This is a genomic window from Kitasatospora sp. NPDC058190 (assembly GCF_042883685.1).
Classification (GTDB): domain Bacteria; phylum Actinomycetota; class Actinomycetes; order Streptomycetales; family Streptomycetaceae; genus Kitasatospora.
Genome location: NZ_JBHVVI010000025.1, coordinates 1562 through 18281, shown reverse-complemented (window position 1 = coordinate 18281; position 16720 = coordinate 1562). Strand labels below are relative to the sequence as shown.

Sequence of the window (16720 nt, the reverse complement as noted above, 5' to 3'; positions counted from 1 at the left end):
GACCAGGAACGAAGGTAAGACCCATGACCACACTGCTGGACGGCTACCGCGAGCACATCGTCAACGCGCACAAGCAACCGCTGTTCCTGCTGCTGGTCGGCTTCATCACCTCCTTCGTCTTCATCCGCTTCAGCGTGCGGATGATCCGCGCCCAGGTGCGCTGGTGGCCCGGCAACGTCACCCCGGGCGGCCTGCACATCCACCACATGGTGTTCGGCCTGGGCTTCCTGCTGGTCGGCGGCATCGGGGTGTTCGCGACCCACGGCGGGACCCCGTGGATCAACTGGTTCGGGTTGCTCTTCGGCATCGGCTGCGGCCTGGTGCTGGACGAGTTCGCGCTGATCCTGCACCTGGACGACGTGTACTGGAGCGAGCAGGGCCGCAAGTCGGTGGACGCGGTGATCTTCGGGATCCTGTTCACCGCCCTGCTGCTGATCGGGTACGTGCCGTTCGGCGCCCTGCCCGGCGAGGAGACCCGGTGGGGCCTGATCACGGTGATCTCGGTGAACGCGCTGGCCTCGGTGATCTCCCTGCTCAAGGGCAAGATGTGGACCGGCCTGCTCGGGATCATGATCCCCGGCCTGTCCTGGATCGGCGCGATCCGGCTGGCCCGTCCGAGCAGCCCGTGGGCCCGCTGGCGGTACAAGCCGCGCTCCCGGCGCCGGGCGCGTGCGCTGCGGCGTGAGCGCCTGCTGCACCGGCGCGCCGACCGGGCCCGCACCTGGCTCTTCGACCTGATCGCCGGTGCCCCCGACAAGGTGCCCGCCAACCACCCGGCCGCCCACCGGGTCGCCGAGCGAATGGCCGCCCGGGCCTCCGCCCACCTCGACGCGCACGCCGCCCGGGCGCTGGCCCGCCGCCAGGCCCGGCTGGCCGACCGGCGCTCGGCGGCCGCCGCCGGGGCGGCGGCGCACCCGCCCACGGCGCAGGCGCAGCCGGTGGAGGGCGCCTCCGGCAGCGGTCCGGGCCGTTCCCGAAGGGCGAAGCAGCGCCGCCGTACGGTCCGGGCCGGGCGCAATCGGACGTACGCGCTCGGCCCGACCGGGCAGGAGCGCCGGCCCGAGCGACACCCCCACCTGCGGACGCGGACCCGCCGGATCCACCGGTAGTTCGTATGCCGTGCGCGCCCGGCGGGAGTTGACGTCCGGTCGGATCATCGGATGGTCACCCGGCTGGCGGAGTGCGTTCGAGGTGTGAAAAGCGCCGGAGTTGAGAACATGATCAGCGCGTGACCGTTCTGTCATGTGATGGGATGATTCGTCGGACTGCCTGCCACCCGGCCGCCCTTCCGCGCGCCGCTCGGCGTCCGCCGCCGTCCCCTCCGGACCCGTGAGAAGGGATGTCTCGTGGCGCGCAGGCTCCTGCCGACCCTCCTGTTGTCCCTCACCGCCCTGCTCGGGCTGCTCCCCGCCGCCCAGGCCGCCCCCGCCGACCCCGAACCGGCGGCCGGCCAGGCCCGGGGAGAAGCCGGGGGAGCGGACCCGTACCCGACCAGCGAGGAGATCGACCGGGCCCGTGCCGAGGCCGACGGCAAGGCCGCCACGGTCGCCGCCCTGGAGGCCGCGCTCACCGCCGCCCGGACCGAACTCGACCGGGCCGGCCGCGGCGCCGAACAGGCCGTCGAGGCCTACAACGGCGCCCAGCTCGCCCTCACCCGGGCCCGCGCCGAGGAGACCGCGGCCGCCCGGCGCGCGGCCGCCGCCGAGGCCGAGCGCTCCGAGGCCGCCGAGGCCGCCGCCGGACTGGCCGCCGAAACGTACCGCCAGGGCGCGGGCGCCGAACTGTCCGCGCTCAACGCCCTGCTCGGCGCCCGCGGTCCGCGCGAGGCCGGCGACCGGGCGGCCGCGGTCGGCGTGGCCAGCGAGCGCACCCGGCAGATCCTGGACGCCGCCACCTCCACGGCCGCCGCCGCCAAGGCCGCCTCCGCCACCGCCCGCACCGCCACCGCGGCCGCCGAGAAGGCCGCGGCCGAGGTCGGCGCCGCCAAGGCGCGGGCCGGGCAGCGGCTGGCCGCCCAGCAGGGCGAGGTCGCCGCCGCCACCCAGCGCCGGGAACGCCTGCTCGCCGACCTGGCCGCCGCCCGGGACACCACCGTCGAGCTGGAGCGCAAGCGCCGCGAGGCCCTGGAGGCGATCGCCGCCCGCGAGGCGGAGGCGGCCGCCCGCGCCGCCGCCGAACGGGCCGCCCGCGACGCCGAGGCGGCAGCCGCTGCCGCCGCCGCGGCCAAGACCCCGGCGGTGCCGCCGGACGCCCGCCCCTGGTCCGCCGAGGGAGCGGCCGCCGCCGTGGCCTTCGCCCGTTCCAAGATCGGCCTTCCGTACATCTGGGGCGGGGAGGGCCCGGAGGGCTACGACTGCTCGGGGCTGACCATGATGGCCTGGCGCACCGGCGGCAAGGAGCTCAACCACTTCGCCGCCGACCAGTACGCCCAGTCCACCCCGATCACCTACCGCCAACTGCGCCCCGGCGACCTGGTCTTCTGGACCGACACCGGCCGGGCCGCCGACATCCACCACGTCGGCCTCTACATCGGCGACGACCAGATGATCGAGGCCCCCCGCGTCGGCATGCCGGTCAAACAGGCCAGCCTCTGGATCATGGGCACCCCGGACTTCTACGCCCGCCCCTGAGACCCGTCCACCCCTGAGACCCGTCCACCCCTGAGACCTGTCCACCCCTGCGAACCGTCGGGTGTCTCCCGAAGCACCATGAGACCGTCGGATCGGCGGCCGGGCGCCGATGTCGGCGACGGACGCTAACGTGGCCGCCCCGACCACTTCTGAGGAGGCATCATGCGGTTGCGGAACATCGAAGCGGGCGACATCGAGGCGTACGTCCGGATGCGGTGCGACGAGGCGATGATGGCCGAGCTGGGCGGGCCGCTGCCGCGGGAGAAGGTGGAGGCGCGGCTGCGCAAGGACATCGAACTGGCGGCGGCGGACAGCGCCTGGATCAAGGTGATCGTCCCGGACGGCGCCGAGGACGGCGGGGCGGCCGGCACGATCGTGCTCTGGCAGGAGGAGGAGGACGGCACCGTCGTCACCGAGATCGGCTGGATGGTGCTGCCCGAGTACCAGGGCCGGGGCCTCGCCAAGGCGGCGGTGCGTGAACTGCTGGACGCCGCCGCCGAGGACGGCCGCTGGGGCGAGGTGCACGCCAACCCCGGGGTGACCAACGGCCCGTCCAACGGGATCTGCCGGGCGCTCGGCTTCCGGCTGCTCGGCGAACGCGACCTCGACTTCGCGGACCGGATCCTGCGCACCAACCACTGGGTCGTGACGCCGGGGGAGCACACCGGGTCGGGCACGGAATAAATCGGATGCCGCCCATCGGGCCACCGCCGTACGGTGGCCCGATGGGCAACGCCATCGATGACACCTCCGTTGACACCGTGAACGGGCTCCAGGTCCGAGCCGTCTCCGTGGAGGAGGTGGAGGCCTGGAACCGGGCGCTCAACTTCGGCTTCCTGCGTCCGCACGCGGGTGTCGCGCCGGAGCTGCGCCGCATGCAGTGGGAGCCGGGCCGGATGCTGGCCGGGTTCGACGGGGACCGCCAGATCGCCACCTACCGCAGCTTCGACGTCGAACTGACCGTCCCCGGCGGGGCCGTCGTCCAGGCCGACGCGATCACCAACGTCACGGTCAGCGCGACGCACCGCCGCCGGGGCCTGCTCAGCGCGATGATGCGGCGCGACCTCGCCTCCGCCGCCGAGCGCGGCTGCGCGGTCGCCGTCCTGATGGCCGCCGAGTACAACATCTACGGCCGCTTCGGCTTCGGCCCGGCCACGTGGGGCTGCGGCTGGAACATCGACCTGGGGCGCACCCGCGGTCTGCGCGAGGGCCTGCCGGGCGTGCCCGGCGGCCGAATCGACTTCGTGACCCTGGCCGAGCAGCGCGAGTTCGGTGCCGAGCTGTACGACCGCTGGCGGCTCACCCAGCCGGGCGCGATCACCCGGGGCGAGATCTGGTGGCAGCGCCGCACCAACGAGATCCGGGTGCCGGGCAGCGACTTCAAGGAGCCGTTCACCGCCGTCCACCGGGACGCCGACGGCGAGGTCACCGGCCTGGTGGTCTACCGGGTCGAGCACAAGTGGGACGGGGCCTACCCCGACTCGGTGCTCACCGTGGACGAGTTCATCGCCCTCGACCTGCCCACCGTGGCCGAGCTGTGGCGGCTGGTCCTCTCCGTCGACTGGGTGCGCAAGGTCGTGGTGGAGAGCCTCTCCCCGGACGACCCGCTGCCGCTGCTGCTCCAGGACCCGCGCGCGGCGACGCCGAGCGAGGAGAACTCCGACGCCATGTGGCTGCGACTGCTGGACGTCGAGGCCGCGTTCAACGCCCGGACGTACGGCGCCTCCGGCCGGGTCGTGCTGGAGGTCGAGGACCAGCTCGGTTACGCCTCCGGCCGCTTCGCGATCGAGGTCGCCGGGGACGGCACCGGCCGCTGCACCCGGACCACCGACGACGCCGATCTCGCCCTCGGAGCCTCCGAGTTGGGATCGCTCTACCTGGGCTCCGAGACGGCTCCGAGGCTGGCCGCGGCCGCCCTGCTCACCGAGCTGCGCCCGGGCGCGGCAGCCGCCGCCGACCTGCTGCTGCGCGCCCCGCTGCAGGCCTGGACGCCGACCGAGTTCTGAGCCGCCCGTACACACCCGGGCCGGCCCGCGCTTCGCGGGCCGGCCTCCGGCGTGCCACAAGATCCGTGGCGGAAGCGCTACTTGACGGCCGTCTTGCCGATCGTGGGCAGGATGAAATCCTGGATCAGCCCCTTGGCGTCGCGCACGATCGGCCGGAACACCCGGTAGCGCGAGAGGTTGATCAGCCGGGCCGCCATCGGGGTCGAGCGCCGGACGAACTCCCTGGTCCGCTCGGTGTCCTCGGTCCGGTCGAAGACCCAGTAGAGGACGACGATCATCAGGTGCAGCCAGAGCACGTCGGGCAGCAGCTCGCCCAGTTCGGCGTCCAGCTTCGGTGCCAGGTCGGAGCCCTGGAGGACCTCGCGGAACAGCTCGACCGCCGTCGCCCGGGCCGGGTGGGACTCGTTGGAGAACGGGCTCAGCGAGCTGGTCGGGTCGGCCGCGGTGCGGAAGAACTGCGCGGCGAACTCGTGGTACGGGGCGGCCGTGTCCAGCCAGGAGGCCAACGCGATCTGCAGCCGCTCGGCGAAGTCCCGGGTGTGGGCCATGCGGCGCCTGGCGTCGGCCGCGTGGTCGTGGGTCATCCGGTCGTAGAACCCCTGGATCAGGAATTCCTTTGCCGAGAAGTAGTAGTAGGCGTTGCCCACCGAGACGCCCGCCTCGGTGGCGATCGCGCGCATCGTGGTCTTCTCGTAGCCCCGTTCCTGGAACAGCCGCATGGCCGTCTCCAGGATGAGCGCCCGGGTCGCCTCGCTCTTGTCGGTCTTCGGCTGTGCCCGGCCGCCGGGCATGGGCCCGGTGTCCGTGCCGGGTGCGGCCGCAAGCTCGGCCGCACCCTTCTCGCCGTCCGTTCGGTTCGTCGCTGCCAGGTCGTCCACGTGCACGAGCCTAGCCGGAGACGACGTTCCATCCGGTGTCGGTGTTGTCGGTGCTCGCGGCACCGGATGCCCCCTCCGCATCCGGTACCGCGACCACCGCCCCCGTGATTTCGAACGCGTTCAAAAGCTGGTGGGAACTGTAGCGGGTTCGATTGAACATGTTCAACTCCATTGTTGTGGGAGGCTCGTCACATGATCGGTTCAGGACAGACCACCATCCGGCACGGCGGAGCGCAGGACGCCGCGCACGTCGCCGAGCTGCATGCCGACAGCTGGCGCACCACGTACCGGGGGATCGTCCCCGACGAGGCGATCGGGGACGGACTGGCCGCCCAGCGGCGCGAGCTGTGGGAGCTGCGCCTGGCGGCGGACTACGGTGAGCCGGAGAACGCTCCGGTCCTGCTGATCGCCGAACAGGCCGGTGAGACGGCCGGGTTCGTCTATCTGGTGCCCCAGCCCGACGGCCGGGTACTGGTGGACAACCTGCACGTCCGCCCCGGCCGCACCGGCGGCGGGATCGGCCGCGAACTGCTGGCCGCAGCCCGCGCCGACGTCGCCGAGCGGCACCCCGGCGCCGAGCTGTACCTGGAGGTGCTGAGCGGCAACACCCGCGCGGTCGCCTTCTACGAGCGCGAGGGCGGAGTGCGGATCAGGGCGCAGGAGGGCGTCTTCCCGGGCGGCCACCTGCTGCCCGAGTACGTGTACGCCTGGCCGGCCGCGCCCGGGCCGGCCTCCGGCCGGACGTCGACCAGCGGTCAGTCGACGTCGTAGACCGTCACCGGTATGCCGCGCGCCGTCAGCCGGGCCGCCACCAGCGGCTCGACCCTGGCCCAGCGCCCGCCCGCCAGTCCGCAGCCGATCCGCGGCATGTGGACGGAGGCGCCGAGTTCGAGCGCGCGCTCACCCAGGGCGGCCAGCGCGGTGTCGATGGCCTCGTACCGCACCGGCACTCCGGTGGAGCGCCCGGTCCGGATGCCGCGCTGGCCGACCAGGTTGGCCACCCAGACGTACGGCTCGACCTGCACCAACTGCAGGGCGCCGAGGCCGAAGTCGTTCTTCGCCCGCTCCCGGTGCCAGCGTCGGAACGCCGCCTCGGGCTCGGGCCAGCGTCTGGAGAGCGCGAGCACGAAGCCCTTGCCCCAGCCGCCGAGGTCGTTGCAGACGTGCGCGATCACCTTCACGCCCTTGCCACGGGGCGTGGTGGCATCGCCTTGGACGTAGGTGATTTCCGCCATGCCTCGAAGTTAGACGGAGGCACTGACAACCCGCTCGGGATTTTCCGGCGCCTGCTCCTTTCGCGCCGCGGCCGGCCCCTTTCGCGCCATCAGGTGCCGCCGCCCGGCCAGCGCGATCAGCAGGGCGAGTGCGGCGGCCGAGGCCGGCAGGGCGTAGCCGGTGCCGGGGGCGGCGTGCTCGGCGACCGTCCCGGCGAGCGCCGCGCCGGCCGAGATGCCGACCACGATGCCGGACACCGCCACCGCCATCCCCTCGTTGAACTGCCGCTGCGGCAGCAGCTCCTGGACCAGCGTCATCCCGGTCACCATGGTCGGCGCGGTGGCCGTGCCCGCGGCGAACAGCACCACCCCGAGCACCCCGAGCCCGGCCCCGCCCAGCCCGGCCGCGAGCGGCAGCAGCAGCATCCCGGCCATCGCGGCCGCCCCGGCCAGGAAGCGCGTGCCGGGTGCCCGACGCGGGGTCAGCAGACCGAACAGCAGCCCGGCCGCGCAGGAGCCGGCCGCGACCAGGGCCAGCAGTCCGCCGGCCGCCGCCTTGTGACCGAGCGCGTCGGCGTAGGCCACCGTGGTGATCTCGGTCGCGCCGAAGACCATGCCGGTGGCCAGGAAGGTCAGCACCAGCACCCGCAGCCCGGGCACCCGCAGCGGGGAGCCGTGCCGCTGCTCGGCCGAAGCCCGTGCGGGAAGCGGCGGTTCGGTGCGCCGCTGGGCGGCGAACAGCAGGGCGCCGGTGGTGCCGAGGGTGCCGGCGGTGAGCAGTCCGGCCTCCGGGACGAGCGTCGTGCAGAGCAGCATCGCGAGCACCGGCCCGGCCATGAAGCACAGCTCGTCCAGGGCCTGTTCGAGGGAGTTGGCCAGGTGCCGGGCGGCCGGGTCGTCCCGGTACAGGTGCGCCCAGCGGGCCCGGGCCATGCCGCCGAGGTTGGGTGCGGCCGCGCAGGCCGCCCAGCAGGCGTACAGCGTCCAGTCCGGTGCGCCGAGCCGGACGCAGAGCAGCAGGGCGAGCAGCGGGACGGCGTTGTAGAGCGCGGCCGGTACGGCCACCCGCGACTGCCCGTAGCGGTCCACCAGCCGTCCGAGCAGCGGCATCCCGATCGCTCCGGTGACCAGCCCGGCCGCCGAGACCGTCCCGGCCAGCGCGTACGAGCCGCGCCGCTCGGCGAGCAGTACCACCAGCGAGACGCCGTTCATCGACAGCGCGAGCCGGCCGAGCAGCCCGGCCAGGGTGAAGGCGGCGGCGCCGGGGGCCGAGAACAGCCGGCGGTAGGAGGCGAGGAGGGCGGGCGAGGGCAAGCGGGCTCCTGGGAATCAGGACGGAGGGGGATGCGCCAAGCCTGGCGGCGGTGGCGGCCGGGCGTCCAACACCTGTTTCGCCGTACTCACAACACCGTGTTGTTAATCTGCCGGGCATGCCCCGTGACCTGCACCCCCGACTGCTCCGCGGCTTCCTCGTGACCGCCGAGACACTGCACTTCGGCCGGGCCGCCGAGCGGCTGCACGTCGCCCAGCAGGCGCTCAGTCGGGACGTCCGCTCCCTGGAGGGGCTGCTCGGCGAGGCGCTGTTCACCCGCACCACCCGCAGCGTCGAGCTCACCCCGGCCGGGCGGCGGCTGCTGCCCCGGGTGCGCCGGCTCCTCGCCCTGCACGACGAGATCCTCGCCGAGGCCGGAACCGGGGCCACCGCCCGGCCGCTGCTGCTCGACCTCAACAGCGATGTCACCGGCCCCGACCTGACCGCCGACCGGGTGCTCGAACGGGCCCGCGCCGACTGGCCGGAGGGCGAGCTGCTGGCCCGCTTCCACGGTGGACTGGCCGTGGCCGCCGCCGAATTGCTGGCGCACCGGCTGGACGCCTCCTTCGGCCGCTTCGCCGGCCTGCCCGCCCCGGTGCGCGGCCAACTCGCCCAGCTGCCAGTGAGGTTGGAGCGGATCTCGGTGATGATGGCGGACACCCACCCGCTGGCCGGCCGCCCGGTGCTGCGGCTGGCGGAGCTGGCCGGGCACCCCGTCGACATCTGCGCGGGCAACCCGGCCACCACCGAGTGGACCGACCTCGGCGAGCGGCTGCTGCGCGAGCACGGCCTCACCGCCGCCGCGCCGTACGTCCCGCCGGTGGGCCTGGACGAGACCGCCCGCTACCTGGCCCGGCACGGTGACCCGATGCTGACCACGGTCGGCGGTCCGAGGATCCCGGGGGCGGTGAACGTGCCGCTGGTGGAGCCGGTGCCGCTGAGCCTGGTCAGCCTGGTGCACCGGCCCGGTGAGCGGCATCCGGGCCTGCGGGCGCTTGTCGGGGCGGCGGCTGAACTCGGTACGGCCGAGGGCTGGTTGCGCCGCCCTCGGGGCAGCTGGCTGCCGTCGGCGGACGCGGCACTGGTCGGCGGGTAGGACGCGGCGCCGGCAGGAGCGCGGGAAGCCGCCCCTGCCCCGGGGGTGTGGGCAGGGGCGGCGGTCGGTGGGCGGCGGCAGGGGCCGCCGGGCCGCCGGGGCCGTGGACGGCCGGGTCAGGCCGCCTTGACGGCGGAGATGTCGAAGCTGAGCTTGACCTTCTCGCCGATCAGCACGCCGCCGGTCTCCAGGGCCGCGTTGTAGGTCAGGCCGAAGGCGGTGCGGTCCACGACCGTCTTGCCCTCGAAGCCGACCCGCTCGGCGCCGTAGGCGTCGGTGGCGCTGCCGGTGTGCTCGAGATCCAGGACCACCGGGCGGGTGGTGTCCTTGATGGTGAGCTCGCCGGTCATCCGGTAGGAGCCGTCGCCGAGCTGCTCGGTGGCGGTGCTGCGGAAGCGGATCTCCGGGTAGGTGTCGGCGGCGAAGAAGTCGCCGGTGCGCAGGTGCTCGTCGCGCTGGGCCTGGTTGGTGTCGATGCTGGCGACCTTGATCACCAGGTCCGCCGAGGAGTTGCCCGGCGTGGCGCCGTCGAGGTGGAGGTTGCCGTCGTACTCGGTGAAGCGGCCCTTGACGTTGGTGACCATCGCGTGGCGGACCGAGAAGCCGATCTCGCTGTGCATGGCGTCGATCGTCCAGTCGCCGGTCAGGTGCGACAGGTCCGGGCCGGCCGGCTTCTGGACGGCGACGGTGGCGACGGGGGCGGTGGTGGCGGTCTTGGTGCGGTTGAACAGGCCCATGGCTCCTCCTCGGGTTCGAAGCCATTTGTTTAGGCTTCAACTTCTTGGCTCCAGCGTACGACGCTGTCGTTCAATTTTCAACCACAGCTGTGGGGCTTTCTTCCTGATTCACCCGATCGGTCCCGCAGCCCGGCCCGACGGCCGTTGTCGGACCACGCGGCTAGGCTGCGAAGAACCGGTTCCCCCGCCCCGAGAGGCCCCTCATGTTCGTCCTGCACGCGCTCTGGCGGGCGGACGGACGGCTCGCGCTCTGGGCCGAGGACGCCCGCACCCACCCCGGCGCCGCCGAACCGCAGCCCGACCGGCCCGCCCCGCGCGCCCATCCCTACGCCTGCCCGGCCGGCGAACTGGCCACCGTGCTCGGCGGCATCGGACCCGGCCTCGGCTGGCTCGCCAGCCAGGCCCCCGAACGCTGGGCCACCCTGCTGCTGCCCACCGTCGGCACCCTGCCCGCCCCCTCGCCCGACCTGCCGGTCACCCCGCCGCGCGGCGGCGCCGTCCTCACCCCCTGGCGGGTCCCGGCACTGCTCTTCGACGCCGCGGCCGCCGCCCAACTGCTCGGCGAGGTGCACGACCCGCACTGGGCGGTCACCGGCGCCGACCTGCCCGGCACCGGCCGGGTCGAGGTGGTGTACGGCCCCTCGCTGCGCTGGCTCACCGGGGTGCACGACCTCGCCTGGCGCGCGGTCGGCCGGGGCCGGCTGCTGCCGCTGCCCGTGTCGGCCGACGGCCGCCCGCAGGCCCGCTGGCGGCCCGACCCCACCCCGGCCGGGCGCCGCGAGGCCGCCGCGCTGGCGGCGGGCTGCCCGCCGGTGCTGCTGGGGGAGTGGCCCACCGGCGCCGGAACGGGAGAGGCCCTGCTGGACGCCGCCCTCGGCGCCCTGGTGGACGCCGAGGCCCGCGCCGCACTCGCCGACCAGCCCCTTCCCGCGGCCGGCGCCGCCACCGCCGACCGCTGGCTGCGCGCCCTCGCCACCCCCTCCGGCGAACTCGGCGACGTCCCGGCCGAGGACTTCGCCGAACTGCGCCACCGGATCGACGCCTGGTACGCCGCCGCCGAACCCGCGGACCCCGCGCTGCGGCTCTGCTTCCGCCTGCTCGAACCGCTCGGCCCCGACCCGGACGACCCCGAGGGCCGTCCCTCCGACGACGCCTGGCAGCTGGAGTTCCTGCTCCAGGCCGTCGACGAACCCTCCCTGCTGGTCCGTGCCGCCGACCTGCACGAGGGCGGCGCCGCGCACGCCGCGCTCGCCCGCAGGACCACGGACGGCCGGGAACCCGCCGACGTCCTGGTCGCGGAACTCGCCCGCGCCGCCCACCGCTGGCCCGCCCTGGACGGGCTGCGCCACCGCCCCCGTCCGTCCGCCCTCCCGCTCGACCGGGCCGGCGCGCTCGACTTCCTGCGCGCCGCCGCGCCCGCGCTCGCCGGGAACGGCTTCGGGGTGCTGCTGCCCGCCTGGTGGCGCCGCCGCCCCCGGCTCGGGCTCGCCCTGCGCGCCGTCACCCCGCCCGCGCCCGGCACCCTCGCCGTCACCAGCCAGGTCGACCGGGACGCCGTGGTCGCCTTCCGCTGGCAGGTCGCGCTCGGCCCGGACGGCACCCCGCTCACCGAACAGGAAATCGCCGAACTCGCCGCCGCCAAACAGGGCCTGGTGCGGGTCCGGGGCACCTGGCTGGAGGCCGACCCGGCACAGATCGCCGCCGCCCTCACCTTCCTCACCGAGCAGCGCGACGGCCTGCTGGCCGCCGCCGACCTGCTGCGGCTCGCCCTCGACCCCGAGGCGACCGTCGCCGGACTGCCGGTCACCGGCGTCCGCGCCGACGGCCCGCTCGGCGACCTGCTGGCCGGCCGCGCCGCCGCCGAGCCAGCCGACCCCGATGCCCTCGCGCTGCCGCCGGACTTCCGCGCCGAGCTGCGCCCGTACCAGCGGCGCGGCCTGGCCTGGCTGCGCACGATGTCCGGGCTCGGCCTCGGCGCCGTGCTGGCCGACGACATGGGCCTCGGCAAGACCGTGCAGACCCTCGCCCTGCTGGCCGCCGAACGGGCCGAGGGCGCCACCGGCCCCACCCTGCTGGTCTGCCCGATGTCCCTGGTCGGCAACTGGCAGCGCGAGGCCGAGCGCTTCACCCCCGGCCTGCGGCGCCACGTCCACCACGGCACCGACCGCCTCGGCGCGGAGCAACTCGCCGAAGCCGTACGGGGCGTGGACCTGGTCATCACCACCTACGGGCTGGTCCAGCGCGACCTCGCCGCCCTGCGCGCGATCCGCTGGCGCCGGGTGGTCGCCGACGAGGCGCAGTACATCAAGAACACCGGTACCGCGCAGTCCCGCGCGATCCGCGCGCTGCCCGTCACCCGCCACCGGATCGCCCTGACCGGCACCCCGGTGGAGAACCGGCTCGCCGAACTCCACGCCGTCCTGGACTTCGCCAACCCCGGCCTGCTCGGCCCGGCCGAGCGCTTCAAGGAGCGCTACGCGATCCCGGTCGAACTGCACCGCAGCCCCGAGCGCACCTCCGAACTCCGGCGCCGCACCGCCCCGTTCGTGCTGCGTCGGCTCAAGTCCGACCCGGCGGTCGCGGTCGAACTGCCCGCCAAGCAGGAGATGACCGTCTGGTGCAACCTCACCGCCGAGCAGGCCGGCCTCTACCAGGCCGTGGTCGCCGACCTGCTGCAGCGGGTCGAGGGCATCCGGGGCGTGGAGCGGCGCGGCACCGTGCTGGCCGCGATCGGCAAGCTCAAGCAGGTGTGCAACCACCCGGCCCAACTGCTGCACGACGGCTCGCCGTTGGGCGAACGCTCGGGCAAGGTCGCCCGGCTCGCCGAACTGCTGGAGGAGGCGCTGGCCGAGGGCGACCGGACGCTGGTCTTCACCCAGTACGCCGAGTTCGGCACCATGCTGCGCCCGTACCTGGAGCGCCGGCTCGGCGAGGAGGTGCTCTTCCTGCACGGCGGCGTCCCCCGGGCCCGCCGTGAGGAACTGGTCCGCCGCTTCCAATCACCGGACGGGCCAAGGGTGTTCCTGCTCTCGCTGCGGGCCGGCGGCACCGGACTCAACCTGACCGCTGCCAATCAGGTGATCCACCTCGACCGCTGGTGGAACCCGGCGGTCGAGGAGCAGGCCACCGACCGCGCCTTCCGGATCGGCCAGCGCCGGGACGTCCAGGTCCGTCGTCTGGTCTGCGTCGGCACCGTCGAGGAGCGGATCGACGAACTCCTCACCACCAAACGCTCGTTGGCCGACACGGTGGTGGGCGAGGGGGAGCACTGGCTGACCGACCTGCCGGTCGGGGCCCTGCGCGAACTCGTCGCCCTCACCCGCGAGGACGCCGTCGCCGAGGAGGACGCGTGACCGACCAGCCGCAGTACCCGATCGCGTCGAGGGCGCCCATGGTCAACATCGCCGCCTACTGGCGCGGCGACTTCACCCTGCGCCCCGAACGGCCCGACGAGGAGCCGGACGAACCCTCGCTGCGCCGCCTCGGCCGCTCCGGCATCACCGTGCACGGCCGCGACCTGGCCACCCTGCTCGCCCCCGCCTACGACACCTTCCGCGGCTGAACCCCGCCGTCTACCGTGCGGTAACGTCCCGAGGGTGACCGACACTTCAGAGACCCGTCTGGCCGACTTCGAAGAGCACCGGCGGATGGTCTTCGGCATCGCCTACCGGATGCTCGGCAGCGTCGCCGACGCCGAGGACCTGGTCCAGGACACCTGGCTGCGCTGGAGCCAGGTCGCCGGCCAGGTCGCCAGCCCGGGCGGCTACCTGGCCCGCACGGTCACCAACCTCGCCCTCAACCGGCTCGACTCGGCCGCCGTCCGCCGCGAGTCCTACGTCGGCCCCTGGCTGCCCGAGCCGCTGGTCACCGAGCCGGACGCGACCGACGGCGTCGAGCGCGCCGAGGCCGTCTCGGTCGCCCTGCTGGTGGTGCTGGAGAGCCTGTCCCCGCTGGAACGGGCGGTGTTCGTCCTCAAGGAGGCCTTCGGCTTCTCCTACCCGGAGATCGCCGAGGCCCTGGACCGCACCGAGGCCGCCTGCCGCCAGGTCGGCAGCCGGGCCCGGGCCCACGTGCGCGCCCGCCGCCCCCGCTACGACGCCCCGCCGGAGCTGCGCCGCCGGGCCACCGACGAGTTCCTGGCCGCCTGCGTCGGCGGCGACCTCAACCGGATGCTCGAACTGCTCGCCCCCGACGTCACCTCCTGGAACGACGGCGGCGGCGTGATCACCGCCGCGCTGCGGCCGGTCACCGGCGCCGAGAAGGTCGCCCGCTTCATCCTCGGCCTGCTCCACAAGCTGGGCGAGGGCGCGGCCGCCCGCCCGGTGCTGGTCAACGGCGAGCCCGGAGTGCTGATCACCGTGCACGGCGCCGTCGACTCCGTCTCGGTCTTCGACTTCACCCGGGGACCGGACGGCGAGCCGTTGATCTCCGCGATCCACGCCGTCCGCAACCCGCAGAAACTCGCCCACCTCGCTTGACCGTCGACCAGGTCGAGCCCGGAGAGTCATCGGCATGGAGAGCGAGCTGCACAGCATCGGCGAGCTGGCCCGCAACAGCGGCCTGGGCGTCGGCACCCTGCGCTACTACGACGGCGCCGAGGTGCTCACCCCCGCCTGGGTCGACCCGCACACCGGCTACCGCTGGTACCGGCCCGCCCAACTCGCCGACGCCCGACTGCTGGCCCGGCTGCGCCGGGTCGGCCTGCCGCTGGCCGGCATCCGCGCCGTGCTCGGCGCCGATCCCGGCAGCGTCGAGGCCCGACGGGTCCTCGACGCGCACCTGCACCGACTGGAGGACGGCCTGGCCGACGCCCGCCGCGAGCTCTCCCTGATCCACGCGATGATCGACCAGAGGGAGCAGCCGATGACCACCACCTCCACCGAGACCTGCCTCACCGTCCCCGCGGACGGCCTGGCCGCCGCCCTGGACGCGGTCCGCTTCGCGGTCTGCGGCGACCCGGAACTGCCCTCCCTCGCCGGAGTGCTGTTCGAACCGGACGGCCAGGTGCTGCGCCTGGTCGCCACCGACCGCTACCGGCTGGCCCTCGCCGAGGTCCCCGCCACCGACGCGCCCGAGCAGCCGACCGCCGGCACCATCGTCCCGACCCCGCTGGCGGACGCCCTGCGCGCCCTGCTCCCCACCGCCCCGGCCGAGGTCACGCTCACCCTGGGCGCCGGTACCTTCCGCGCCGAGACGGGCGGCCACCGCATCGAGGGCGCCGCGCTCGACTTCGACTACCCCGACCACCGCGTCCTCACCCGGCTCGACCCGCAGCACCGGATCACCCTGCCCGCCGCCGACCTGCGCGCCGCCGTCGAGACCGGCGCCACCCGCACCCTCCCCTCCGGCCCCCGGGGCACCGACTGCGCCGTCACCATCCTGACCCTCACCCAGGACGGCCGCCTCACCGTCTCCACCACCCCCGCGGCCGGGGACGTCCAGGTCGCCGTCAACCGCGACTTCCTCCTCGACGCCCTTCGCGCCGGCCACCCCGAACAGCTCCTGCTCGAACTCGGCGGCCCGATCGCCCCGCTCGCCATCCGCACCCCGGGCCGGGCAGGCACCTTCTCCGTTCTGATGCCCGTCCGGCTCCCCGACGCCGCGTGACCCCAGGCCCCTCGACACCCCCGTGATGCGACCGGACCGAAGGACGGGGCGCGCCCGCGGTCCTCGCCCGCAGCCCGCCGCCGTCAACGCCGCCCCACGCGAACCCCGCTCCTGAAGCGGCTCTGCAAGGATCCTCCGCATGAGCACCGACTCCGAGGTCCAGACCCCCGACGGTGGCCACCTGTGGGCCGAACGCCGCGGCGCCGGCACCCCGGTGGTGCTGCTGCACGGCTCCGGCATGGACTCCCGACTGTGGGACGCCGTCGTCCCCGAACTGTCCCGCCACCACGACGTGATCCGCTACGACGCCCGCGGCCTCGGCCGGTCCACGCCCCCGGAGCGGACCTTCGACGACGTCGAGGACCTGCGCGCCGTCCTGGACCACTTCGGCCTCGACCGTGCCGCCCTGGTCGGCCTGAGCATGGGTGGCGAGACCGCCCTGGACTTCACCCTCGCCCACCCCGAGCGGGTCACCGCCCTGGCCCTGATCGGTGCCTCGGTCAGCGGCCACGACTGGCCACCGTCCCCCGACACCTCCGCCTACACCGAGGCCCGCCGCCGCGGCGACGCGGCAACACTCGCCGACCTGGAACTGTCCGTCTGGGCCGCCCTCGGCCGCACCGCCCCCGGCGGAGCACTGATCGAAACGATGGTCCGGGAGAACGCGACCCGCCGCATCACCAGCGAGCACCACCTCGCCGGTGCCCCGGCCCGCGACGCCGAATCCCACCTCACCCGCATCACCGCCCCCACCCTGGTCGTCCACGGCGCCCACGACCACTCCGAGATCGCGGCCATCGCCCAACGCCTCACCACCGACATCCCCGGCGCCCACCACCACCTGCTCCCCGACGCCGACCACTACCTCCCCCTGCGCACCCCCCACCACCTCACCGCCCTCCTCCTCCCCCACCTGGCCTAACCACCCGTCACCTCCACCAACCCACCCCCCAGCACCCCCACCCACCCCGTACCTCCCTCTAGCCCCACCCACCCCGTACCTCCCTCTGGCGAGAGGGACACGCTGCGGGAGGGGGCGGCGCAGGGGGTGGCCCGGAGAGGGGCGTGACGGGTGATTTTCAGACTGCCACCGCACCCCACGCCCCACCCCACCGAATGGGCAGTCTGAAAATCATCCAGCCCCCGGAGCGGCCCCCCCCCGGGCCCCCCCCCCCCCCCCCCCCCCCCCCCCCCCCCCCCCCCCCCCCCCCGCCCCCGCGGCCGCGCGGGGGCGGGCGCC

General features: G+C 74.5%; 16 protein-coding genes. 11 read left to right on the top strand and 5 right to left on the bottom strand.

The features are described 5' to 3' along the window. The first annotated feature begins 23 nt into the window (after positions 1-23). The 4 genes from ACFVWU_RS14445 to ACFVWU_RS14430 all read left to right on the top strand — a co-directional run bounded on the left by ACFVWU_RS14445 (position 24) and on the right by ACFVWU_RS14430 (position 4636). Positions 24-1109: a hypothetical protein gene (locus tag ACFVWU_RS14445; protein ID WP_387619747.1), complete on the top strand. Its 1086-nt coding sequence runs from the start codon at positions 24-26 to the stop codon at positions 1107-1109. Between the two features lie 237 nt (positions 1110-1346). Further along, positions 1347-2630 (top strand): C40 family peptidase, encoded by a 1284-nt coding sequence (locus tag ACFVWU_RS14440; RefSeq protein WP_387619744.1) that lies wholly within the window; start codon positions 1347-1349, stop codon positions 2628-2630. 162 nt (positions 2631-2792) lie between these two features. Then, a complete protein-coding gene (locus tag ACFVWU_RS14435) occupies positions 2793-3314 on the top strand; it encodes a GNAT family N-acetyltransferase (protein WP_387619741.1) in 522 nt (173 codons plus the stop codon). A 41-nt stretch (positions 3315-3355) separates the two neighbouring features. Beyond that, complete coding sequence (locus tag ACFVWU_RS14430) at positions 3356-4636, top strand: GNAT family N-acetyltransferase (RefSeq protein ID WP_387619738.1); 1281 nt, start codon at positions 3356-3358, stop codon at positions 4634-4636. 77 nt (positions 4637-4713) lie between these two features. On the opposite strand, the gene ACFVWU_RS14425 is transcribed toward ACFVWU_RS14430, so the two are convergent. Together ACFVWU_RS14425 and ACFVWU_RS14420 are read right to left on the bottom strand one after the other, a co-directional pair. Then, positions 4714-5514, bottom strand: a complete 801-nt coding sequence (locus ACFVWU_RS14425; RefSeq protein WP_387619735.1) for a TetR family transcriptional regulator — start codon at positions 5512-5514, stop codon at positions 4714-4716. A gap of 10 nt (positions 5515-5524) precedes the next feature. After that, complete coding sequence (locus tag ACFVWU_RS14420) at positions 5525-5674, bottom strand: hypothetical protein (protein ID WP_387619729.1); 150 nt, start codon at positions 5672-5674, stop codon at positions 5525-5527. A 32-nt stretch (positions 5675-5706) separates the two neighbouring features. On the opposite strand from ACFVWU_RS14420, the gene ACFVWU_RS14415 reads away from it, so the two are divergent. Next, on the top strand, positions 5707-6285 hold the full coding sequence (locus tag ACFVWU_RS14415) for a GNAT family N-acetyltransferase (protein ID WP_387619726.1): 579 nt from the start codon (positions 5707-5709) through the stop codon (positions 6283-6285). Here the strand turns inward: ACFVWU_RS14415 and ACFVWU_RS14410 are convergent. After that, on the bottom strand, positions 6270-6749 hold the full coding sequence (locus ACFVWU_RS14410; RefSeq protein WP_387619722.1) for a macro domain-containing protein: 480 nt from the start codon (positions 6747-6749) through the stop codon (positions 6270-6272). The two genes, ACFVWU_RS14415 and ACFVWU_RS14410, sit on opposite strands and share 16 nt — an antisense overlap. A gap of 9 nt (positions 6750-6758) precedes the next feature. After that, the gene (locus ACFVWU_RS14405) at positions 6759-8042 is read right to left on the bottom strand and encodes an MFS transporter (RefSeq protein WP_387619719.1); all 1284 of its coding nucleotides are present in this window, start codon (positions 8040-8042) and stop codon (positions 6759-6761) included. 116 nt (positions 8043-8158) lie between these two features. Between ACFVWU_RS14405 and ACFVWU_RS14400 the strand changes: the two genes are divergently transcribed. Beyond that, positions 8159-9136 carry a LysR family transcriptional regulator gene (locus ACFVWU_RS14400; protein ID WP_387619716.1) on the top strand — a complete coding sequence of 326 codons (978 nt, stop codon included), beginning with the start codon at positions 8159-8161 and terminating at the stop codon, positions 9134-9136. A 116-nt stretch (positions 9137-9252) separates the two neighbouring features. On the opposite strand, the gene ACFVWU_RS14395 is transcribed toward ACFVWU_RS14400, so the two are convergent. After that, positions 9253-9873, bottom strand: coding sequence for a YceI family protein (locus ACFVWU_RS14395; protein WP_387619713.1), 621 nt, complete (start codon positions 9871-9873; stop codon positions 9253-9255). 203 nt (positions 9874-10076) lie between these two features. On the opposite strand from ACFVWU_RS14395, the gene ACFVWU_RS14390 reads away from it, so the two are divergent. The 5 genes from ACFVWU_RS14390 to ACFVWU_RS14370 all read left to right on the top strand — a co-directional run bounded on the left by ACFVWU_RS14390 (position 10077) and on the right by ACFVWU_RS14370 (position 16402). Next, positions 10077-13226, top strand: coding sequence for an SNF2-related protein (locus ACFVWU_RS14390; RefSeq protein WP_387619710.1), 3150 nt, complete (start codon positions 10077-10079; stop codon positions 13224-13226). Further along, a complete protein-coding gene (locus tag ACFVWU_RS14385) occupies positions 13223-13435 on the top strand; it encodes a hypothetical protein (protein ID WP_387619707.1) in 213 nt (70 codons plus the stop codon). Before ACFVWU_RS14390 ends, ACFVWU_RS14385 begins: the two co-directional genes overlap by 4 nt. Positions 13436-13469: 34 nt before the next feature. Continuing rightward, positions 13470-14351 (top strand): RNA polymerase sigma-70 factor, encoded by an 882-nt coding sequence (locus tag ACFVWU_RS14380; RefSeq protein ID WP_387619704.1) that lies wholly within the window; start codon positions 13470-13472, stop codon positions 14349-14351. Between the two features lie 34 nt (positions 14352-14385). Then, complete coding sequence (locus tag ACFVWU_RS14375; protein ID WP_387619701.1) at positions 14386-15480, top strand: MerR family transcriptional regulator; 1095 nt, start codon at positions 14386-14388, stop codon at positions 15478-15480. Between the two features lie 139 nt (positions 15481-15619). Then, positions 15620-16402, top strand: a complete 783-nt coding sequence (locus ACFVWU_RS14370) for an alpha/beta fold hydrolase (protein WP_387619699.1) — start codon at positions 15620-15622, stop codon at positions 16400-16402. The last annotated feature ends 318 nt before the right edge of the window (positions 16403-16720 follow it).